At 72.5% G+C, this 21171-nt stretch carries 23 protein-coding genes; 11 read left to right on the forward strand and 12 right to left on the reverse strand.

Going from position 1 to position 21171, the window contains the following annotated elements:
* Positions 1-6: 6 nt before the first annotated feature.
* Positions 7-873: a phage tail protein gene (locus C8N24_RS35500; RefSeq protein WP_147448117.1), complete on the reverse strand. Its 867-nt coding sequence runs from the start codon at positions 871-873 to the stop codon at positions 7-9.
* Between the two features lie 46 nt (positions 874-919).
* Here C8N24_RS35500 and C8N24_RS35255 point away from each other — a divergent pair, with 46 nt between their 5' ends.
* Entirely contained in the window at positions 920-1867 is a 948-nt protein-coding gene (locus C8N24_RS35255; RefSeq protein WP_121258734.1) for an aldo/keto reductase, read from the forward strand.
* Here C8N24_RS35255 and C8N24_RS33015 read toward each other — a convergent pair.
* On the reverse strand, positions 1845-2294 hold the full coding sequence (locus C8N24_RS33015; protein ID WP_121258736.1) for an AAA family ATPase: 450 nt from the start codon (positions 2292-2294) through the stop codon (positions 1845-1847). The two genes, C8N24_RS35255 and C8N24_RS33015, sit on opposite strands and share 23 nt — an antisense overlap.
* Positions 2295-2319: 25 nt before the next feature.
* Between C8N24_RS33015 and C8N24_RS33020 the strand changes: the two genes are divergently transcribed.
* From C8N24_RS33020 to C8N24_RS33030, 3 genes are all read left to right on the forward strand, one after another.
* Positions 2320-3219, forward strand: a complete 900-nt coding sequence (locus C8N24_RS33020; protein ID WP_211340255.1) for a hypothetical protein — start codon at positions 2320-2322, stop codon at positions 3217-3219.
* A gap of 24 nt (positions 3220-3243) precedes the next feature.
* The gene (locus C8N24_RS33025) at positions 3244-5124 is read left to right on the forward strand and encodes an alpha-amylase family protein (RefSeq protein ID WP_211340256.1); all 1881 of its coding nucleotides are present in this window, start codon (positions 3244-3246) and stop codon (positions 5122-5124) included.
* Positions 5125-5189: 65 nt separating this feature from the next.
* Positions 5190-5432: a PqqD family protein gene (locus tag C8N24_RS33030; RefSeq protein ID WP_121258651.1), complete on the forward strand. Its 243-nt coding sequence runs from the start codon at positions 5190-5192 to the stop codon at positions 5430-5432.
* Here the strand turns inward: C8N24_RS33030 and eda are convergent.
* Both eda and edd read right to left on the reverse strand, forming a co-directional pair.
* Positions 5418-6023 (reverse strand): bifunctional 4-hydroxy-2-oxoglutarate aldolase/2-dehydro-3-deoxy-phosphogluconate aldolase, encoded by a 606-nt coding sequence (eda, locus tag C8N24_RS33035; protein WP_211340257.1) that lies wholly within the window; start codon positions 6021-6023, stop codon positions 5418-5420. The genes C8N24_RS33030 and eda overlap by 15 nt on opposite strands.
* Before the next feature lie 8 nt (positions 6024-6031).
* Positions 6032-7840 (reverse strand): phosphogluconate dehydratase, encoded by a 1809-nt coding sequence (edd, locus tag C8N24_RS33040; RefSeq protein ID WP_121258655.1) that lies wholly within the window; start codon positions 7838-7840, stop codon positions 6032-6034.
* A gap of 76 nt (positions 7841-7916) precedes the next feature.
* Between edd and C8N24_RS33045 the strand changes: the two genes are divergently transcribed.
* A complete protein-coding gene (locus C8N24_RS33045) occupies positions 7917-8933 on the forward strand; it encodes a LacI family DNA-binding transcriptional regulator (protein ID WP_245972064.1) in 1017 nt (338 codons plus the stop codon).
* Here the strand turns inward: C8N24_RS33045 and C8N24_RS33050 are convergent.
* Genes C8N24_RS33050 through C8N24_RS33075 form a run of 6 tightly spaced genes read right to left on the reverse strand, consistent with a single transcriptional unit; the run spans position 8923 to position 14577 of the window.
* Positions 8923-9417, reverse strand: a complete 495-nt coding sequence (locus C8N24_RS33050; RefSeq protein WP_211340258.1) for a GNAT family N-acetyltransferase — start codon at positions 9415-9417, stop codon at positions 8923-8925. The genes C8N24_RS33045 and C8N24_RS33050 overlap by 11 nt on opposite strands.
* Complete coding sequence (locus tag C8N24_RS33055; RefSeq protein WP_121258659.1) at positions 9414-10793, reverse strand: CCA tRNA nucleotidyltransferase; 1380 nt, start codon at positions 10791-10793, stop codon at positions 9414-9416. Before C8N24_RS33055 ends, C8N24_RS33050 begins: the two co-directional genes overlap by 4 nt.
* 2 nt (positions 10794-10795) lie before the next feature.
* Complete coding sequence (alr, locus tag C8N24_RS33060; protein ID WP_121258661.1) at positions 10796-11839, reverse strand: alanine racemase; 1044 nt, start codon at positions 11837-11839, stop codon at positions 10796-10798.
* A 9-nt stretch (positions 11840-11848) separates the two neighbouring features.
* On the reverse strand, positions 11849-12310 hold the full coding sequence (locus C8N24_RS33065) for a CBS domain-containing protein (protein ID WP_121258663.1): 462 nt from the start codon (positions 12308-12310) through the stop codon (positions 11849-11851).
* 14 nt (positions 12311-12324) lie between these two features.
* On the reverse strand, positions 12325-13845 hold the full coding sequence (locus C8N24_RS33070; protein WP_121258665.1) for an NAD(P)H-hydrate dehydratase: 1521 nt from the start codon (positions 13843-13845) through the stop codon (positions 12325-12327).
* 42 nt (positions 13846-13887) lie between these two features.
* Positions 13888-14577 carry a response regulator transcription factor gene (locus C8N24_RS33075; protein WP_121258667.1) on the reverse strand — a complete coding sequence of 230 codons (690 nt, stop codon included), beginning with the start codon at positions 14575-14577 and terminating at the stop codon, positions 13888-13890.
* Positions 14578-14776: 199 nt separating this feature from the next.
* Between C8N24_RS33075 and C8N24_RS33080 the strand changes: the two genes are divergently transcribed.
* The 6 genes from C8N24_RS33080 (at position 14777) to C8N24_RS33105 (ending at position 19473) form a co-directional block, all read left to right on the forward strand.
* Positions 14777-15052, forward strand: a complete 276-nt coding sequence (locus C8N24_RS33080) for a hypothetical protein (protein ID WP_147448118.1) — start codon at positions 14777-14779, stop codon at positions 15050-15052.
* 16 nt (positions 15053-15068) lie between these two features.
* Positions 15069-15575: an acyltransferase gene (locus C8N24_RS35505; RefSeq protein WP_121258671.1), complete on the forward strand. Its 507-nt coding sequence runs from the start codon at positions 15069-15071 to the stop codon at positions 15573-15575.
* 56 nt (positions 15576-15631) lie between these two features.
* Positions 15632-16252, forward strand: coding sequence for an SAM-dependent methyltransferase (locus C8N24_RS33090; protein ID WP_121258673.1), 621 nt, complete (start codon positions 15632-15634; stop codon positions 16250-16252).
* A gap of 375 nt (positions 16253-16627) precedes the next feature.
* Complete coding sequence (locus C8N24_RS33095; RefSeq protein ID WP_121258675.1) at positions 16628-17287, forward strand: RNA polymerase sigma factor; 660 nt, start codon at positions 16628-16630, stop codon at positions 17285-17287.
* The gene (locus C8N24_RS33100; protein WP_211340259.1) at positions 17284-18411 is read left to right on the forward strand and encodes a DegT/DnrJ/EryC1/StrS family aminotransferase; all 1128 of its coding nucleotides are present in this window, start codon (positions 17284-17286) and stop codon (positions 18409-18411) included. Before C8N24_RS33095 ends, C8N24_RS33100 begins: the two co-directional genes overlap by 4 nt.
* Positions 18412-18429: 18 nt before the next feature.
* Positions 18430-19473: a Gfo/Idh/MocA family protein gene (locus tag C8N24_RS33105; protein ID WP_170179595.1), complete on the forward strand. Its 1044-nt coding sequence runs from the start codon at positions 18430-18432 to the stop codon at positions 19471-19473.
* 78 nt (positions 19474-19551) lie between these two features.
* Here C8N24_RS33105 and C8N24_RS33110 read toward each other — a convergent pair whose 3' ends face one another.
* On the reverse strand, positions 19552-20067 hold the full coding sequence (locus tag C8N24_RS33110; RefSeq protein WP_245972060.1) for an acyltransferase: 516 nt from the start codon (positions 20065-20067) through the stop codon (positions 19552-19554).
* Positions 20068-20081: 14 nt separating this feature from the next.
* A complete protein-coding gene (locus C8N24_RS33115; RefSeq protein ID WP_121258681.1) occupies positions 20082-21062 on the reverse strand; it encodes a YveK family protein in 981 nt (326 codons plus the stop codon).
* Between the last annotated feature and the right edge of the window lie 109 nt (positions 21063-21171).

The raw sequence follows: 21171 nt of genomic DNA on the forward strand, positions 1-21171 counted from the left end.
CGGCGGTCAGGGGCGCGACGGGTAGACGCCCTGGTAGCAGAGGATGTAGGCCGTGCCGCCGGGCGCCTGCTTGCGCAGGTCGGGGACCCGGAAGGTCGACGTGCCGTTGCCGCCGTAGTTGACGCCGAGCAGCGAGTACAGCACCGAGTACTGGCTGATCGCCAGCGTCTGGCCCGCGGCGAACATGTACCCCGGCGGCGGGTACGTGTTGGCGGTCAGCTCGACCTGGCCCATGTAGCAGTCCGCGGCCCCGCCGCTCGCGCCGATCGTCGTGTCCTGGCTGCCGGTGCCGAACAGCGCGCCGACGTTGAAGCCGTCGACGGTGTCGGCGTCCAGGCCGGAGCCTGAGCCGTCGACCGCCAGCAGCTTGGCGAGGACCGACGCGCTCGTCTCCGCGGTGGCGTTGCAGACGTAGTGCGAGCCGCTCGCGGACGTGTACTTCACGCCGCCGGCAGGGCAGTTCGCGCCGACGGGCTCCGCGGCGGCGGTCACGGACTGGCCCGCGGGACCGGACGCGCCCGTGGGTCCGGCGGGCCCGGTCGTCCCCGCCGGGCCGGCCGGGCCCGCGGCGCCGGTCGCTCCGACCGGTCCCGGCGCGCCGTCGCTGCCGCGCGCGCCCGCGGCGCCGTCGAGCCCGTCCCGCCCGGGCCGGCCCTCGCGGTTGAAGGAGATCGCCGTCTCCTTGCCCGTGCAGCGCGACGCGCTCGCCACGACGCGGAGCTTCCCGTCCTTGGCGACGCACCCGACGATCACGTCGCCCTGTCCGATCTTGCCCGCGCTGACGGCGGCGTACGAGCTGCCGCCGAGGGCGACGAACAACGCGAGGAAGGCGATCGGCTGCCCGCGCAGCACGCCGAGAACACGACTGGCCATACCCCGTGTCATCGGCAGGTGCGGCCGTGCTTTGATCCGCGGCATGATCGAGCAACGGGAGCTGGGCGACAGCGGGCTGGAGGTCTCCAGCGTCGCGCTCGGGTCGTGGCTGACGTACTCGGGCGGGATCGGGCGCGAGCAGACCGAGGCGTGCACGAGGGCGGCGTTCGACGCCGGCATCACGCTGTTCGACACCGCCAACGTGTACGGGACGGGCGCCGCGGAGACCGCGTGGGGCGAGATCCTGCGCGACTACCCGCGCGACGCGTACGTGCTCGCGACGAAGGTCTACTTCCCGATGGGCCCGCGCGACCGCGGGCTCTCGCGCACCCAGATCCTCAAGCAGATCGACGGGTCGCTTGCGCGGCTGCAGACCGACTTCGTCGACCTCTACCAGTGCCACCGCTACGACGACACGGTGCCGCTCGAGGAGACGATGGGCGCGCTGACGGAGGTCGTCGAGGCGGGCAAGGCGCGGTTCATCGGCTTCAGCGAGTGGCCGGCGGACAGGATCGAGGCGGCGCTGGCGCTACCGGGGGTGGCGAAGTTCGTCTCCAGCCAGCCGCAGTACAGCGCGCTGTGGCGGCGCCCGGAGGCCGAGGTGATCCCGGTCTGCGAGGCGAACGGCATCAGCCAGATCGTGTGGTCGCCGCTCGCCCAGGGCGTGCTCACCGGCAAGTACCTGCCGGGGCACAAGGTCCCCGCCGACTCGCGCGCCGCCAACAAGACCATGAACCGCTTCATCCAGCAGTGGCTCGACGACGCGACGCTGACCGCCGTCCAGGCACTGCGGCCGATCGCCGACCAGGCCGGGGTGAAGCTCTCCCAGCTCGCGCTCGCCTGGGTGCTGCACCAGCGCAACGTGACGTCGGTGATCGTCGGCGCCACGCGGCCCGAGCAGGTGCACGAGAACGCCGCGGCCGCGGACGTGCGGCTGACGCCGGACACGCTCGCCGCGATCGACGAGGTGCTCAGAACAGCGGCGGTGTCGTGAGCAGCGGCTCGATCCGCCAGCCGTCGGGGCCGGCGGTCGCGTGCCAGAGCTCGTCGAAGCCCTCCTCGGGCGTCGGCCGGACGAGCCGCCGGGCGACGTCACGCAGGCCCGCGGCGGGCACCTTGCGCTCCCGGGCGAGGTTGCGCCCCGCCGCGACCGCGTGGTCGACCTCCACGAGGTAGCCGATCACCTTGTAGCCCGCCTCCCGAGCGGGCTGCACGTACCGCGCACGCTCGGCGACGGTCGGGTTCGTGTTGTCGACCACGAACGGCGTGCGGGTCTCGAAGCAGACCCGCAGGAAGGCCGCCTCGCGGGCGCGGGTGCGGAGCAGATCCATCGAGATCCGGGCGTGCGTCTCGAGGAAGCGGTCGCGATAGAGCGTCGTCTTGCCCGCGGCCTGCAGACCGCTGAAGATGACGGCTTCCATGACCTCAGGCATGATGTCGTAGGCAGTGAGCACGGGAATGCCCCGAGAGGACGCGAAGATCGCCTTCGACCGCGAGCGTCGGCGGCGGGTGCTGGCGCGCCTCGCGTCCCGCCTGCGCTTCGAAGCCAACGACGTCAGCGCGATGCTGCCGTTCGACGAGGTGGTGGCCGCTCTCGGCGCGACCAGCCGGGTCGACCTCGGTGAGCAGGTGATCCCGCTGGACTCGATCGTCGGCACCGTCGACCGCCGGCGCGGCGAGTTCGACCGCGACTTCCGCCCCTCCCCCGGCACGCGCGGCCGCTGGGAGCGGATCGCCGAGGCCCGCAAGCGCGGCGAGGCGATGCCCCCGATCGACGTCTTCCGGATCGGCGACCTGCACTTCGTGCGCGACGGCCACCACCGCGTGTCGGTCGCCCGCGCCCTGAAGGAGAAGGACATCAACGCGCGCGTCACCGAGGTGCGCACCAAGCTCGGCGCCGGCCGCGAGCTGCAGATGGCCGACCTGCCGCTCAAGCGCCACGAGCGCGTCTTCCACGAGCGCGTCCCGCTGCCCCCGGAGCAGCGCCGCCGGATCGAGCTGTCCGACGAGTGGCGGTACGCGCAGCTCGCCACGCTCGTCGAGGGCTGGGGCTACCGCGTCAGCCTCGAGCGCGAGCGGGTGATCCCACGCCAGGAGCTCGCCCAGCTGTGGTTCACCGAGGAGTACGAGCCGGTCGTCGACGCGCTGCGCGAGGCCGGCCTCGGCGGTGGCGGCACCGAGACCGAGCGCTACCTGCGGATCGCGATGCTGCGCTTCCTGCTGCTCCAGACGCACGACTGGACGCAGGAGATCGCCGACCGGCTGGCCGGCGAGGTGGCCTCCCCGAGCAGCGCATCCGAGGCGGACACGATGACGCACCAGATCATCAAAGAGCTGCGCGACTAAGCCGCCGTGCAGAACGTCCACGCGATGCGCGCCCACGTACGCGCGGAGTTCGAGGCGGCGGACGTCGCGGGCGACGACGCGTTCGCGGTCCGCTTCGAGCGGTTCTTCACCGAGCTGCGTGACCCGCTCGTGGCGTTGTACGGGGACGACCCGCGGTTCGCCGACGCGTGGCGGCGGCTGCTGCGCGCGATCGCCGAGACCGCCGCGGGGCGCTCGCGCGAGCTTCGGATGCTGGATCACGAGCGCGAGATCACGCCCGACTGGCTGCAGCGCGAGCACGCGGTCGGGTACGTCACCTACGTCGACCGGTTCGCCGGGACGCTCGCCGGCGTGCGCGAGCGCCTCCCGTACCTGCGCGAGCTCGGCGTCACGTACCTGCACCTGATGCCGCTGCTCGCGGCCCGGCCCGCGCCCAACGACGGCGGGTACGCGGTGGTCGACTACGGGGCGGTGGACCCCGCCCTCGGCAGCCTCGACGACCTGCGTGCGCTCGCGGACGACCTGCGCGCGTCCGGGATGGCGCTGTGCGTGGACCTCGTGCTCAACCACGTCGCCGCGGAGCACCCGTGGGCCCGCGACCCGGCCTTCCTGCGCACGTTCCCGGACCGGGACGGGCCCGACGCGTACGAGCGCACGCTGCCCGACGTGTTCCCGGACACGGCGCCCGGCTCGTTCACGTGGTCGGACGAGCACGAGCGCTGGGTCTGGACGACGTTCAACGCCTACCAGTGGGACCTCGACTACACGAACCCGGACGTGTTCGTGGCGATGGCGGAGGCGATGCTGGGGCTCGCGCGCGTGGGCGTCGACGTGCTGCGGCTCGACGCGGCGCCGTTCCTGTGGAAGCGCCTCGGGACGAACTGCCAGAACCAGCCGGAGGTCCACGAGCTGCTGCAGGCCTTCCGCGCGGCCATGCGGATCGCGGCCCCCGCGGTGGCCTTCAAGGCCGAGGCGATCGTCGCCCCGCAGGACCTCGTCCCCTACCTCGGGACCGGCAAGCACGAGGGCAAGGAGTGCGACCTCGCGTACCACAACGTGCTGATGGTGCTGCTGTGGAGCGCGCTCGCGAGCGGACGCGTGGGGCTGATGACGTCCACGCTGCTGGCGATGCCGCCCGTGCCGCCGGGCGCCGGGTGGCTCACCTACGTGCGCTGCCACGACGACATCGGCTGGGCGATCACCCCCGAGGACGCGGCGCGCGTCGGCGAGGACGCGTATCTGCACCGGCGCTTCCTCGCCGACTGGTACGCCGGCGACTTCCCGGGCTCGTTCGCGCGTGGCGCGCGCTTCCAACCCGACCCGCGCACGGGCGAGGCGCGCACGTCCGGCACGTGCGCCTCGCTCGCCGGGCTCGAGTCCGCGCCCGACGACGGCGCGCGCAAGCTCGCGATCCGCCGCGTCCTGCTGCTGTACGCGATCGCCTTCGCGCACGGCGGGCTGCCGTTGATCTACATGGGCGACGAGCTGGGCCTGCGCAACGACACCGCCTACCTCGAGGACCCGCACAAGGCCGACGACAACCGCTGGATGCACCGGCCGGCGATGGACTGGACGGCCGCGGAGCGCCGCCACGACGCGGCGACCGTCGAGGGGCAGCTGTGGGCGGGGCTGCGGCGGCTGATCGAGGCGCGGCGCGCGACGCGCGCGATCCATGTGCAGGGCACGGTCCAGCCGCTGTGGACCGGCAACGACCACGTCTTCGGCCTGGGCCGCGCGCAGGCGGGCGAGCGGCTGCTCGTGCTGGGCAACTTCACCGCCGACCCCCAGCCGGTCGGGCTCGGGGTGCTGCATGACCACGGGTTCCAGCTCGACGAGGCCGCGGGCGCGGTGGACGGGCGCCCGGTCGAGGCCCACCAGGACTTCGTCGTCCTGGCGCCGTACCAGCACCTCTGGCTGGTTGGCTAGGACCCGTCGATCGACTGGACGTTCGTACGGCCCGTTCTCCGGCCCGACCGCCCATCATCTCTGGCATGACGTCCGGGGGATGGAACGACGTAGACGGTGACATCGTGGCGATCGACGAGCACTCGGCGCTGTGCCTGGCCGCGCGCGAGGCGGGGAGCCCGCTGTGGGGTGCGCTCGTCGCCGGGACGAGCTACGAGAAGCTCGTCGACGCGCTCAGCGAGCAGTACGCCTCGAGCCCCGAGGCCCTCGGGGCCGACGTCGACCAGCTGTTCGACGTGTTCGAGGAACGCGGGCTACTGAACTGGTAGGGCCGCGGCTTCGGCCGCGAGCCGCTCCACGTCGCCCTTGGTCATCCACGAGCCGCCCACGCACACGACGTTCGGCAGCGCGAGGTAGTCCGGCGCCTTCGCCAGGTCGATCCCGCCCGTCGGGCAGAAGCGCATCTGCGGGAACGGGCCCGCGAACGCCTTCAGCGCCTTGGTGCCGCCGTTGACCTCGGCGGGGAAGAACTTCGCGTGCGTGATGCCGCGCTCGAGCAGCGCGATCACGTCGGAGGGCGTCGCCGTGCCGGCGAGGAACGGCACGCCGCTCGCCTGCATCGCGTCCAGCAGCGTCGGGGTCGCGCCCGGGGAGACCAGGAAGCGCGCGCCGGCCGACAGCGCGTCGTCGACCTGCTGGGCCGTCGTGACCGTGCCGGCGCCGACGTAGGCGCCCGGGACCTCGTTCGCGATCCGCTCGATCGCCGCGAGCGCCGGCTGCGTGCGCAGCGTCACCTCGATGGCGGGCAGGCCGCCGCGCACCAGCGCGGCGGCCAGCGGAACGGCGTCTTCGAGGTCGTCGACCACGACCACCGGGACGACCGGGGCCAGGGCGACGAGCTCTTCCACGCTGAGAGCCATCTGGGTTGTCATGCGATCACCGCCTGGGGAGGAGCCGAAGAGAAGACCGAGGCGCCCTCGTCGGGGCGGCCGACGCGCTCGCGGAACGCGGCGAACAGCTCGCGGCCGGTGCCGTGCGTGGCGAGGTCGGGCTGCGCCGGCTCGCGCTGGCCGAGGTCGACGTCGACCTCCAACCGGCCCGACTCGGCGTCGACCGTGACGAGGTCGCCGTCACGCAGGCGTGACAGCGGCCCGCCCGCGGCGGCCTCGGGGGTGCAATGGATGGCGGCCGGGACCTTGCCCGACGCGCCGGACATGCGGCCGTCGGTCACGAGGGCGACGCGGTGCCCGCGGTCCATCAGCACGCCGAGCGCCGGGGTGAGCTTGTGCAGCTCGGGCATCCCGTTGGCGCGCGGGCCTTGGAAGCGGACCACGGCGACGAGGTCCCGGAACAGCTCGCCACGGTCGAAGGCGGCGAGGAAGTCGGCCTGGTCGTCGAAGATCCGGGCGGGGGCCGTGACGACGCGGTGCTCGGGCGCGACCGCGCTGACCTTCATGACCGCGCGGCCGAGCGCGCCGTCGAGGACGCGGATGCCCCCGTCGGCGCTGAAGGCGTCGGCGGTGCCGCGCAGGACGGAGGCGTCGCGCGTCTGCCGCTCGGCGGGGCGCCAGTCCAGCGTGCCGTCCTCCCGCAGGAACGGCTCGTCGCGGTAGTGGCCGAGGCCGTACCCGGCGACCGTGTGCACGTCGGGGTGCATCAGGCCGGCGTCGATCAGCTCGCCGATCAACAGCGGCATGCCGCCCGCGGCCTGGAAGTGGTTGATGTCGGCGCTGCCGTTGGGGTACACGCGGGCGAGCAGCGGCGTGACCGCCGACAGGTCGTTGAAGTCGTCCCACGTGAGCGTGATGCCGGCGGCAGCGGCCATGGCCACCAGGTGCATCGTGTGGTTGGTCGAGCCGCCCGTCGCGAGCAGCGCGACGACGCCGTTGACCACGGCGCGCTCGTCGACGATCTCGCCGATCGGCGCGCACTCGAGCGCCGCGGCGGCCGCGGCCTCGGTCAGCGCACGGCGCAGCGGCGTGCCGGGGTTGACGAAGCTCGCGCCCGGCAGGTGCAGGCCCATGGCCTCGAGCACGAGCTGGTTGGAGTTCGCGGTGCCGTAGAAGGTGCACGTGCCGGCGCTGTGGTACGAGGCCGCCTCGGCCTCGAGCAGCTGGACGCGGTCGACCTTGCCCTCGGCGGCGAGCTGGCGGACCTTCGCCTTCTCGGTGTTCGGCAGGCCGGACGGCATCGGGCCCGCGGGCACGAACACCGTCGGCAGGTGGCCGAAGGACAGCGCGCCGATCAGCAGCCCGGGCACGATCTTGTCGCACACGCCGAGCATCAGCGCGGCGTCGAACATGTCGTGGCTGAGCGCGATCGCCGTGCTCATGGCGACGACGTCACGCGAGAAGAGGCTGAGCTCCATCCCGGCGCGCCCCTGCGTGATGCCGTCGCACATCGCCGGCACGCCGCCGGCCATCTGCGCGACGCCACCGGCCTGCAGCACGGCCTTCTTCAAGATCGACGGGTAGCGCTCGAACGGCTGGTGCGCCGAGAGCATGTCGTTGTAGGACGACACGATCGCCACGTTGCGGCGCTCGGCGCCCATCAGGTGGGCCTTGTCGTCCGGTCCGCAGGCGGCGAAGCCGTGCGCGAGGTTCGCGCAGCCCAACGCTCCACGGGCGGGACCTTCGGCCGCCGCCGCACGCATCCGCTGGACGTACGAGGAACGGCTCTCTACCGATCGCTCGACGATGCGCGTAGTGACCTCGGCAATGACGGGGTGCACGCTCATGCCCAAGGACGGTACTGGCGCAAGCGCTTGCGCGCAAGCGCTTGCGCAACTCGTTTACACTTTTGGGGTGGTCACCATGGCCCAGGTCGCGAAGCTCGCGGGCGTCTCCGTGACGACGGTCTCGCACGTGATCAACGGCACCCGTCCGGCCAGCGAGGCCACCCGCGCCGCGGTGCAGGCCGCGATCGATCGCACCGGATACCGGCCCAATACGCTGGCGCGCGCCCTTGCCCGCGGTGGGACGCAGTCGCTGGGGCTCGCGATCTCGGGCCTCTCGAACCCGTACTTCATGGACGTGGTGGCCGCGGTGGAGGCCGCCGCGGGCGTCGCCGGCCACACCCTGCTGCTCGGCGACACGCGTGAGGACCCCGAGCACGAGCTGCGGATCGTGCGCACGCTCGCCGAGCGCCAGGTCGACGGCCTGCTGCTCGCGCCCTCGGTCGGCGCGCTGGAGACGACGCTCCCCTGGCTCGAGTCGGCCGAGGTGCCGGTCGTCCTGCTCGACCGCTTCCTCGACGTCCCGCTCGACCAGGTCGGCTGCGACAACGAGCAGCCCACCGCGAAGCTCGTCGACCACCTGATCGAGGTCGGCCACACGCGGATCGCCATGGCCATCGGCATCCCGGGCCTGTCCACCACCGACGAGCGCGTCCGCGGATACCGGATGGCGCTCGACCGCGCCGGCGTGCCCTTCGACCCCGATCTCGTCGCCGACGGCGGCTCCCAGCGCGACCAGGCCCGCGAGGCCATGCACGCCCTCCTGGACCTCGACGAGCCGCCCACCGCCGTGGTCAGCGGCAACAACTTCATGACCATCGGCCTCCTGCGCGCGATCAACGAACGCGGCCTGCGCGTTCCCGACGACATCGCCCTCGTGGCCTTCGACGACTTCGAGTGGGCCGACCTCTTCGCCCCGCGCCTGACGGTCATCCGCCAGCCGACGAGCGAGCTGGGCTCACGCGCGGTCGAGTTGCTGCTCTCACGCCTCGAGGACCCGTCGGCGCCGATCCGCCACGAGCGCCTGGACGCGACCTTCGTGCACCGCGACTCGTGCGGGTGCCACGCCGCGGCCGGCGCGACCGCTACGGCGTGACCGCGCACAGGGTCTTCCGGTAGACGAAGAGGTCGGCCGGGCGGGTGAGGTCCGGCTCCTCGAAGTCGCGGCGGCCGGTCTGGTGGTAGCCGAGCCGCGAGTACCAGTCGTGCAGCCGGACCTTGCTCGGGTGCGGCGCGCCGCGGGGGATGAGCAGCTCGAGCTCCATCTCGGCGACGTCGTAGGCGCCTTCGGCGAAGGCGATCAGCGCGCGGCCCAGGCCGGAGCCGTGCGCCGCCGGGTCGACCGAGAGCATGCCGAACATCGCGGTCCGCTCGTCCAGGCGCTGGACGCGGACGCAGCCGACGGGGGTGTCGCCGTCCCACGCGACCGCGATCTCGCCCGCCGCGACGAGCTCGTGCATGCGGTCGGCGGTCACGCGTTGCCAGCCGGGCCGCCAGATGCCGACCTCCCCGGTCTCGTAGGCGGCGTTGACGATGCGGGCGAGCTCGGCTTCGACGCCCGCGCCGCCGAAGGCGATCACCCGGCGAGCTCCCGCGCGCGCTCGAGCGCGTCCTCGCGCGTGGTGATGGCGCCCGCGTAGCGGTCCTCCTCGAGCTGGGCGAGGATCGTGCCGAGCTGCTTGCCGGCGGGCACCCCGGCCTCCTTGATCAGCTCGTCGCCGCGGACGAGCGGCCGGATCGGGCCGGCGGCGTCCTCCTCGCGGGCGGCGGCCAGCAGATCGCGCACGACCTCCAGGTGCGCCTCGATCGCGGGGCCGGCGTTGTCGCCGCGGGTGGCGAGGCGGTCGGCGACGGTGAAGATCGTCGTGTCGGCGCTCCACGGCTGGGTGGCGCGCAGGTAGCGCCAGACCGCGCGCCGGTCCAGCGGCCGCTCGTGCACGAGGAACCCGGCGTCGAGGTGGTGGAGCGTGACCGCGGCGACGTAGTCGCGCAGCCGCGTCGAGGCTTTCAGCCGGCCGAGGACGTCGCGCACGAGCTCGGCGCCCGCGGCGTCGTGGCCCATGAACGTGACCCGGCCGCCGTGGAAGCCGCGCGTGGCGGGCTTGGCGGCGTCGTGCAACAGCGCCGCCCAGCGCAGCGCCTCGCCGCGCGTGAGGTCGTCCGAGAGCGGCTCGGCCAGCAGGTCCCGCACGCCCTCGTCCAGCCCCGCGGCGACGGGATCGCGCTGCAGCAGCGCGACGCTGTCGAGCACCTCGAGCGTGTGGTCGTAGACGTCGGCGTGGTGGAAGCGGCTCTGCTCGACCCCGCGCAGCTCGACGAGCTCGGGCAGCACGACCTGCGTGAGCCCGTAGGCCTCCATGACGTCGAGTCCGCGCCGGACCGCGTCGGCCGAGACGACGCGCTTGAGCTCGGCGAACACGCGCTCGGAAGCCACGCGGGCGATCCCGCTCGCATGCTCGGCGGCCGCCGCGCCCGTGGCCGGGTCGATCTCCAACTCGAGCTCGACCGCGATCCGCACGGCCCGCAGGCTCCGCAGCGGGTCCTCCTCGAGCGCCTGTGCGGACACCATCCGCACGACGCGACGCTGCAGGTCCTCCCGCCCGCCGTGCGGGTCGACGAGCTCGCCGCCGCCGAGCGGCTGCGCCATCGCGTTGATCGTGAAGTCGCGGATGGCGAGGTCGGCGAGGATGTCGTCGTCGCGCAGCGTCACCAGGTCCACGTGCCAGGCGTGCTCGGGCGCGACCACGCGCCACGCGCCGAACGCGCCGCTGAGCTGGAACGACGTGCCGCCGGACGCCTTCGCGATCGCCCGCGCCGCCCGCTTCGGGTCGCCCGGGATCGCGAGGTCGACGTCGTCCGTCTCGCGCCCCAGCAGCGCGTCGCGCACGGCGCCGCCGACCAGCCACGCGGTCTCCCCCGCAAGCGCCGTCCGCGCGATCTCGAGCGCCTCGCTCATCTCTAAAGGCCCTGGGCCTTTACGTACTCGCGCGGCACGCGGGCCGTCAAGCCGCACGTGATCTCGTAGTTGATCGTGCCCAGCTTGGCCGCCATGTCCTCGGCCGGGAGGCCCGGGCCGATCAGGACCGCCTCGGTACCGCGCTCGACCGGCTCGTCACCGAGGTCGACGGTGATGTTGTCCATTGACACCGTGCCCGCCAGCGGGACCCGGCGACCGTCGACGAGCACCTCGCCGCGCCCGGTCAGCCCGCGCCGGTACCCGTCGCCGTAGCCGATCGGGATCGTGCCGATCCAGGTGTCGCGCTCGGCGATGAAGCGCCGTCCGTAGCCGACGCTGTCGCCGACCCGCGCGCGCTTGACCTCCGCGACGTAGCTGACCAGCGACAGCGCCGGCTCGAGCCCGTGGTCGGCGGGGTCGCGGTGGAACGGGTCCAGGCCGTAGATGGCGATCCCGCAGCGCATCAGGTCCAGCCGCGCGGCGGGCTCGGCCAGCGCGCCCGCGGAGTTCGCCGCGTGCCGCATCACCCCGAACCGGTCAGCCCAGGGCACGAACCGGTCCAGCTGCTCGCGCATGAAGGCGGGATCGTCGTCGGCGGTCGCGAAGTGCGTCATCACGCCCACGAGCCGGTCGCCCGCGGCGGCCGCCACCCGCTCGGCCTCGGCGGGGTCGCGCGTGCCGAGCCGCCCCATGCCGGTGTCCAGCTTCACGTGCACGCGCGCCGACCGCGGCAGCCCCGCGACGAAGTCCTCGCGCCACGCGACCACGTCCGCTTCCGCGGCGAGCGCGGTCCGCAGCTCCTCCGGCGCCAGCGCACCCAGCACCAGCAGCGGCCCGTCGACACCTGCCGCCCGCAGCTCGGCCGCTTCGTTCGCGGTCGCCACGGCCAACCAGGCCGCGCCCCCGCGCTGGGCGGCCCGCGCCGCGGCAACGGCCCCGTGCCCGTACCCGTTCGACTTGACGACCGCGCACAGCGGCCCCAGCGCGGCCAGCCGGGCGCAGTTGCGCTCGATCGCGCCGGTGTCGATGCGCGCGAGCGCCCGCACGGCTCGTCGCTACTCCGCCGTGAGCGCGTCGAGCACGTCCACGCGCGTGACGATCCCGATCAGCCGACCGTGCTCGACCACCGGCAGGCGGTTGTGCTTGGCCCGGGCGATCGTGCGCGCGGCCTCGGCGACGGACGCCTCGGGGTCGATCGTCAGCGGATCCTCGGTCATCACGTCGGCGGCGGTCGCCCCGATCGCCTTGCGCAGCCGCTCCTCGAACTTCTTCGTCGACTCGAGGAAGACGATGCCGCCGAAGAGCTCGATGTAGTGCGGGAGGTGCAGGTCCTCCGTCTCGCCGGCCAGGATCAGGTCGGCTTCGGTGATGATCCCGACGCAGCGCCCGCCCTCGTTGATCACGGGCACCCCGGGAAGCTCGTGGTCGCGCAGGACACGCACCACGTGCTCGATCGGGTCGTCCGGATAGACCGGCGGGACCTGCGTCTCCATGATGTCGCGAACCGTCAGCGCCATGTGAGGCGGAGATCCTAGGCGCTCAAGGCGGCCGGAAGCGCCGAGATCACGTCCGACGCGATCACGCCGTCCGGTCCGTGCGGCGCCGCGGCGATCTGCCCCGCCCGCACGTGCGCGTACACCCCCGCGCAGGCCGCCTGGGCGACGGGCATGCCCTTGGCGAGCATCGCGCCGATCACGCCGGCCAGCACGTCGCCCGTGCCGGCCGTCGCCAGGCCCGGCGCGCGCCCGCGCGAGATCGCTACGCGCCCGTCCGGCGCCGCCACCAGCGTGTCGTCGCCCTTGTGGACGACGAACGCCTTGGTGATCGCCGCCGCCTCGCGCGCGTGACGGAGCCGCGAGCGCTCGACCTCCTCCGACGTGGTGTCGAGCAGCCGCGCCAGCTCGCCCGAGTGCGGGGTCAGCACGGTCGGCCAGCGGCGCTGCGGCAGGATCGCCTCGACATGCCCGACCAGCGCGTTGAGCCCGTCGGCGTCGATCACCAGCGGCACGTCGATCCGCGGGACGATCGCGCGCACGAGCGACTGCGCGCCCGGGTCCTTCGACAGCCCCGGGCCGAGCACGACGGCGTCCGCGCGCCCGATCGCCTTGAGCAGCTGCTCCTCTGAGGACGGATCGAGGTGGCCTGACCCGTCTTCGGGCAGCCCGACCATCATCGCCTCCAACAGCCTCACCGTGAAGCTCAGCTCCAGGCTTGCCGGTGCGCCGACCGTGACGTAGCCCGCCCCGGCGCGCATCGCGGCCAACGCGCTCATCGACGGCGCGCCCGTCAGCCCGCGTGATCCGCCGACGATGAAGACGTTGCCGCTGGAGAACTTCGTCGACTCCGACGCGCGGCGCGGCATGTCCCGCAGGACGCCCGCGCCGATCAGGCCGGCGTCGGGGCGCGCCGGCCCACCGCGCGGAATGCCGATCTCGACGACCTCGACGTCACCCGCGTACGCCTTCCCGGGACGGATCCACACGCCGAGCTTGGGCCGGTGGAAGGCGACCGTCGCCACGCAGTGCACGGCGGGCCCGGCCACCTCGCCGGTCGTCGCGTCCACGCCGGAAGGGATGTCCGCCGCGATCACCGGGGCCCGTGCGGCCTCCATCTCCTTGATCACGCCGGCCGCGGGCTCGCGCGGCACGCCGGAGGAGCCGGTGCCGAGCAGCGCGTCGACGATCACGTGGGCCTTGTTCAGCCGCCCCGCCTCGAACGGGATCGGCTGCGGGCCGGGCAGCTTCTTGAGCTGCCGCTGCGCGTCCTCGCCCATCCACTCGGGCGGCCACACCGCGTGCACCTCGACCTCGCGGCCGGCCTGGCGCAGCAGCCGCGCGGCGACGATCCCGTCACCGCCGTTGTTGCCCTTGCCGCAGACGATCGCGATCCGGCCCGCGGGCGCCCGCCGCGCGACCACGCCGGCGAGCCCTTCGCCCGCCCGCTCCATCAGCTCGTCGACGCCGACCTGCTTCTCGTTGATCGCCCAGCGATCCAGCTCACGCATCTCCCCCGCTTCGAGCAGGGGCTCCATCCATCGGGGGAGCGCAGTCATCGCGGCGGAAAGCTACCCGCCGCGACGGAGCAAAGCGTGCAGCTAAGCGGGCAGGCCGCTCAGAGAGCGCAGCTTGGAGGCCGCGAGCACCGCTTCTTCGCGCGAGTTGACCTCGAGCTTGCGGTACAGGTTCTTCAGGTGCGAGCGCACGGTCTCGCTCGACAACACGAGGTTCTTGGCGATCTGGTCGGTCGTCGCGCCGGTGGAGAGCAGGTCCAGGACCTCCCACTCGCGATCGGTCAGCCGCGAGCGGACCGGGCGCAGGCCGGCACCGCCGGTCGGCGCGGCGCGGTAGCGCTCGATGAGCTTCATGGCGAGCTGGCGCGAGATCGCGGCCTCGCCCTCGAGCGCGCCACGCAGCGCGCGCGGGAGCGCGTCCAGCTCGACCTCCTTGGACAGGTAGCCCGAGGCGCCGGCGCGCAGGCCGCGCAGGCCCAGCTCCTCGTCGCCCGCGCCCGTCAGGAGCACGACCTTGACCGACGGGTCGGCCTCGTAGATCCGGCGCGTGGCCTCGATGCCGTCCATCTCGGGCATCATGTAGTCCATCACGACGACGTCGGGGCGGTAGAAGAGCGCGAGCTCCACCGCCTCCCGGCCCGTCGAGGCCTCGGCGATCACGGTCACGTCCGCGCGTTGGAGCGTGTCCCGGATCAGGCGGCGCACCAGTGGATCGTCGTCCGCGACGATCGTCCGCAGCACTGCCTCGTCTGTGTTGTCGTCCTTGTCAATCACTTGGGGAGTCCTCCGGGTGCCTCGTGCCTGCCGAATGGTACGTATGTAATCGGCGGCCGTGGGGGAATTTTCTACCTCGGGGTAGTCGAATATCCGTTTAGCGGGGCATTCCTGCCCCCATCAGGGGCGGAAAGAAGTGCCCGCTGCGCCAGGGGAAGACCACCTTTCACGTCGCTTCCCGGTGCGCCACGCTGTGTCGATGAGCGTCAGCCGGAGCACCAGCCACAGTCTGCGCGAGCTGCGCGACGACGGCGGGCTCGACCAGACGCTGCAGAACCTGCTGCGCGCGCTGACGCTCAACCTGGAGCTGCGCTCGCGCTATCGCGTGTTCGAGTTCGAGGCGACCCAGGACGGGCACGACGACACCGCGCGCATGTTCCGCGACGTCCGCGCCGTGCAGGACGAGCAGATCGACCGCCTGCGTGCGGCCCTGCAGCTGCACCTCGGCGCGGCCGGCGAGAGCCACGCCCTCTGAACGTAGGATGGGGCGCATGCCCGACGCCCCGAGCAACGACGCGCCGTACCGGATCCTCAACGACGTCGACTTCGGCGCCGACGTCGTCGTGTACTCGTTCACCAACCTGTACGGCTGCTCGATCGGCGACCGGACCCGCATCGGCACCTTCGTGGAGATCCAGCGCGGCGCCCGCATCGGCGCCGACTGCAAGATCCAGAGCCACACCTTCATCTGCGACGGCATCTCGATCGGCGACCGCGTGTTCGTCGGCCACGGCGTGATGTTCGTCAACGACAAGGTCCCGCGCGCGACCGCCGAGGGCGGCGCGCTCCAGACCGAGGACGACTGGGAGCTGCTGGAGACCCGCATCGAGGACGGCGCGAGCCTCGGCTCCGGCGCCGTGATCCTCGGCGGCGTGACGATCGGCGCGGGCGCGCTCGTGGGTGCCGGCGCGGTGGTCACGAAGGACGTCCCGGCCGGGGCCACGGTCGCGGGTGTGCCCGCCGCGGCGTCGAGGCGCGCGAGCGCCCGCGACGTCTGAGCATCTCACTCGAATTTCCTCTCTTCACCGTTCGAGGAAGCCGGTAGTGTCGGCCGGTGAGCGTTCGAACCCTTCGCACAACGGTAATTCCGCGCATATTCGCGGGAGGCAGCGATGAGACCAGCGTCCGCGCCTCGCTGCAGGACCTCGGGCTGGAGCATCCCGAGCGTCAGGCCTACATCCCGTCGGCCTGGTGGATCCTCCGCTGGCTGCTCCCCCAGTCGGCCGTCGGGCCGGAGGACACGTTCGTCGAGTTCGGCTGCGGGAAGGGACGCATCGTCCTGGACGCCGCGCAGCGCTACCGCTTCAAGACGGTGATCGGCGTCGAGCTCTCCGAGGAGCTCGTCGACGTGGCCCGCGCCCTCGTCGTGCAACGCGGCGGCCGGCTCCGGTGCGACGACGTCCGGATCGAGGCGGCCGACGCCACCCAGTTCCCGGTTCCCGACGACATGACCTACGCGTACCTGTTCAACCCGTTCACGGGCGAGACGTTCATGCGCGTGCTCGACAACATCATCGAGTCGCTGGACCGGGTGCCGCGCAAAGTCACGATCATCTACGTGAATCCGGTGGAGCACGAGGCGTTGATGGCTACGGGACGGTTCCGGCTCCTGCGGCACGTCCGCACGACGCGTCTGGTGACGCCGACCGGCGCGGCGATCTACGAATCGCTCTAGCCCCCCTTCACCCCCTCAGGCTCATCCGTTCTTCCGCCTTTGGGGGTGCAAGTACGGCTAGCTCCCGGTCGTTAGTGAGCTACCAGCCCTCTTTAGTGCCAAAGAGGTCAAGGGCCTACCCCACGTGTGGGGGATACCTCCTCCACACCCCCCGGGTCCTCACCTGCGCCGGGGTGAAAGTTTCCCGCGAGAAGCAGACAAGGTTCCCCTTCTCGCGGCCTCCTCCGAAAACCAGACTTCGTGTCGCCAACCAAGTGAGCGCGGACCCGGCCCCCTCCCGGGACAGAGCGCTCCGCCGGCCCGACCAGCCGGCTCCTGTACGGCCGCCAGATCCCCGCTGCGCGGCCGTCGCATGGACGACAGGCAGGAGACACGATGTCATCGATCACTTACATCCACCCCGCAGAGCGCGCGCAGTCCGGCGTGCTCACGGGCAAGTTCCGCAGGACGGCACGGCTCGTCGACGACGAGGCCAGCAACCGCGCGGTGCTCGCGGCGGTGGCCCGCGCCAAGCAGGGCGACCGGGAAGCGCTCCGGTACCTGTACGTGCACTACGCGGACCACGTCTACGGCTACGTCACGAGCATCGTCCGTGACGAGTTCGAGGCCGAGGACGTCACGCAGCACCTCTTCTCGAAGCTGCTGACCAAGCTGCAGAAGTACGAGCCCCGCGAGGTCCCGTTCTCGGCGTGGATCCTGCGCGTCGCCCGCAACGTCGCGGTCGACCACATGCGTCAGCGCCGCGCCATCCCCTGCGAGGAGGTGCGCGAGCTCGAGCCCCATCACGGGGACGACGAGTCGTCGCGTCACCTGTCGCTCGACCTGCGGCAGGCGCTCCAGACGCTGCCGGAGGATCAGCGCCAGGTCGTCGTCATGCGGCACCTCGTCGGCCTGAGCCCGGGCGAGATCGCCGGCCGCCTCGGCCGCTCCGAGCCCTCCATCCACGGCCTGCATCACCGCGGCCGTGGCGCACTGAAGTCGGTTCTGGCCGACATGGAATGTGGACCCACGATCAACCAGAAGGTGGCAGCGTGACCTCCGGCAGCGCCGTTTCCAATCCGATTCCAGTCACGCGCCTCGACCAGGCTGATCCTGCGCTACTGGACGAACTGCTCGAAGTCGTCGAAGGCGTCGCCCGCAAGGGCGCGTTCACGATGGGTGCCGAGCTCGAGGGCTTCGAGGACGAGTTCGCGACCTACTGCGGGTCCGCGCACTCCGTCGGCGTCTCCTCGGGCACCGAGGCGATCTCGCTGGCGCTGCGCGCGCTCGAGATCGGCGCCGGTGACGAGGTCATCGTGCCGACGAACTCCTTCATCGCGACGGCCGAGGCCGTGAGCTGGGTCGGCGCCACGGCGAAGCTGGTCGACGTCGACCCGTCGACGCACCTGCTCACCGCCGAGCAGGTCGCCGCCGCCATCACCCCGCGGACGCGCGCGGTCATCCCCGTCCACCTGATGGGCTCGACCGTCGACCTGGACCCGATCATGGACCTGGCCCGCGAGGCCGGGCTGCGCGTGATCGAGGACACCGCGCAGGCGCACGGCGCCGACCACCGCGGCCGCCGCGTCGGCTCGATCGGCGACATCGGCTGCTTCTCCTTCTACCCCACCAAGAACCTCGGTGGATGGGGCGACGGCGGCGCGATCGCCACGGACGACGAGGAGCTCGCGGCCCGCGTCCGCCTCCTGCGCTCGCACGGCGAGAGCCCGCGCTACCACCACCGGATGGTCGGCACGACCGCGCGCCTGGACGCGCTGCAGGCCGCGATCCTGCGCGTGAAGCTGCGCCGCCTCGACGACCGCAACGCCGACCGCCGCCGCCTCGGTGCCGCGCTCCGCGCGGGCCTGGAGGGCACGAGCGTCGAGCTCCCGTCGCCCGCCTTCGAGGGCGCCGACCACGTCTACCACCTGTTCATCGTGCGCTCCCAGCAGCGCGACGCGCTGCGCGCGCACCTCGAGCAGCACGGCGTCTCGAGCGCGGTCCACTACCCGTTCCCGATCCACCTCACCGAGGCGTACGGCCCGGAGCCCAAGGGCTCGCTGCCGAACGCCGAGGCGCTGGCGGAGCAGATCCTGACGTTGCCGCTGTTCCCGACCATGTCCGATGACGAGGTCGCCCGCGTGATCGCGGCGGTCGAGTCCTTCGATTCCCAGGAGTAGGCACGGATGGCCCACCACATGTTCACGACGGACAAGACCCCGCTGCGCACCGCGGTCGTCGGCTACGGCTACTGGGGTCCGAACCTGGTCCGCAACGTCATCGAGCGCCCGGACATGGAGTTCGCCGGGCTCTGCGAGATGGATGCCGAGCGCGCCGCCGCCTTCTCCGCCAAGGTCCCGGGTGCCCCGGTCTACTCCGACCTCGCGGAGGTCGTCGCGAACCCGGAGATCGACGCCGTGCTCGTCGCGACGCCGCCGCGGACCCACCACGCGGTCGTCTCGCAGGCCCTGCGGGGCGGCAAGCACGTGCTCGTCGAGAAGCCGCTGGCCAAGACGGCCGCCGAGGCGCGTGACCTGATCGAGATCGCCGAGGCCAACGGCCGGGTGCTCATGCCTGGCCACACGTTCCTCTACAGCCCGCCGGTGAACAAGGTCAAGCAGCTGGTCGACGCCGGCGCCCTGGGCGAGATCTACTTCGTCACCTCCTCGCGCCTGAACCTGGGCAAGTACCAGCCCGACGGCGTCGTCTGCGACCTGGCGCCGCACGACCTCTCGATCCTCCTGTACCTGCTCGAGGAGCCGATCGTCTCGGTCAGCGCCTCGGCCCGCAGCGTGTTCCAGGACGGCGTCCCGGAGGCCGCGTTCCTGACGGCCACGTTCGCCTCGGGCGCGATGGCGAACATCCAGCTCTCCTGGCTCTCGCCGCGCAAGGTCCGCGAGATGGTCGTCGTCGGCAGCCAGCAGATGGTGCAGTACGACGACACGGCCAACGACGAGGCCGTGCGCGTCTACGACCGCGGCATGGACTTCAAGACGCCGACGAACTTCGGCGAGCACCAGCTCAGCTACCGCAGCGGCGACATCATCATCCCGCGCATCGGGGCCGCCGAGCCGCTGAGCCTGGAGCTCGAGGACTTCGTCAACGCGGTGCGGACCGGCTCGCGCCCGCGCTCGCACGCCGAGCTCGGCTACGAGATCGTCGCCGCGGTCGAGGCGGCCGAGGAGTCGCTGCGCAACGGCGGCATCCCGGTGTCGATCGAGCCCGTTCGCGCCACCGCCTGATCCCCCGCAGCATCCGCTACGGGCACGAAGCCGCCCCGGTTCGCCGGAGGCGGCTTCTGCCGTTAAGGGACCGGGTCCTCAGTCGCCGAGCGTGCGCAACGGCCGCGCCGGGACGCCGCCGTAGAGGCGGTCGGGCTCGCAGTCGCCGGTGACGACCGCCCCGGCCGCGATGACCGCACCCGCGCCGACGGTCACGCCCGGGAGGATGATCGCGCCGGCGCCGATCCAGCAGCCGTCGCCGATCACGATCGGCGCGGCCTCGATGTCGAGCGCGCGCTGCTCGTGCGGTCCGAGCCGGTGGGTCGAGGTGATGAACATCACGCCCGGGCCGACCGCGCAGTTGGCGCCGATCGTGACCGGCGCCCAGGAGTCGAACAGGCAGCCCGTGTTGACGAAGCTGCCGCGCCCGATCCGCACCCCACGGCCGAAGAAGCGCGACCCGGGCGCGATCGCCCGCGTCTCGAGCTCGAGCCCGCACGCGGTCATCAGCAGCCAGCGGACCGTCCGCGGCACGGGCAGGCCGGCGACGCGCAGCACCGCCGGCACGGCGGCGCGCGGAACCCGCAGAGCACGAGCGGTCGCCGAGACGTCCACGCCGGGCAAGCGCTTCAGGACGCGTCGCGGGGGCCGCCGCCCCACCACGCGCTCGACGACTTGCGGGCGGGCGCCGGCTTGGGCGCCTCGTCGTCCGCCTCGTCGGGCTCGTCGTTCACGGAGGCGGAGCCGTTCTGGGCCCGCGTCGGGACGAGCATGGCGTCGGGAGCCCACGTCTCCACGGGCACCGGCCGGTGCGTGACCGGAGCCGGAGCCGTGGGCGGAGCAGGCGTAGGCGCAGGTGCCGGAACCCCCGCCGCGTCGTCGCCCGAGCCCGGCTCGGGAGCGTGGTCGGCGGCGCGCAGGCCACGGACCACCGACGAGCCGGCGACGATCACGCCGCAGCCCAGCAGGAACAGGAAGAGGCTGGCGGCGATGCTGAACAGCAGGCGCGGACCGCGCGTGACCATCCGCCCCTCGGCGACGCCGAGGCCGCTGACCTTCAGGCGCTGCGCGTCGGCGACGCGCTCCGTGGCCGCCTTCGAGTCCAGGTACTCGCGCAGCCCCGTGAGGGCCGCGTTGACGAGCTTCTCCGCACCGGCCGCCGTCGGCGCCTGCGCGGTGACCTCGATGATCGGCAGCGAGTCGCCGCTGGTCGTGGCGAGGACCTTGGTGGCGAGCTCGTACCCGCGCGGGTCCGTCGGCGCCTCGGTCCCGACCACCTGGCCGCCGTCGCTGACGCCGCGGAGCTGCTCGGTCTTGAGGCCGGCCTTGCGGGCGATCGCCGCCTTGATCTCGCCGTCGACCATCAGGTTGGCCAGCAGCGAGGCGCGCGCGCCGAGGACGTCGGAGCCCTTCGGCGCGACGTCGACGACCTGCGAGGCGGGCGTGTCGACGAGCAGACGCGCGCCGGCCACGCCGACCACGTACTTGCGGCTCTCCATCGACGGGATCTTGTAGGAGATCGCCAGGCCGGCGAACACCGAGATCAGGAGGACGACCGCCACGAGGAGGCGCGAGCGCCAGAGCTGGCGAAGAATGGTGACGGTGTCCATCAGGGAGTTCCGGGCCGTTCGATCATTGGTCTAGGAATGAACGCCGCGCCGACGCGGGTTCTTCTGAAGCGGGCTCGTGAGAACTCCAAGACGCGTGCAAGAGCGACGC

The organism is Solirubrobacter pauli (assembly GCF_003633755.1).
Classification (GTDB): domain Bacteria; phylum Actinomycetota; class Thermoleophilia; order Solirubrobacterales; family Solirubrobacteraceae; genus Solirubrobacter; species Solirubrobacter pauli.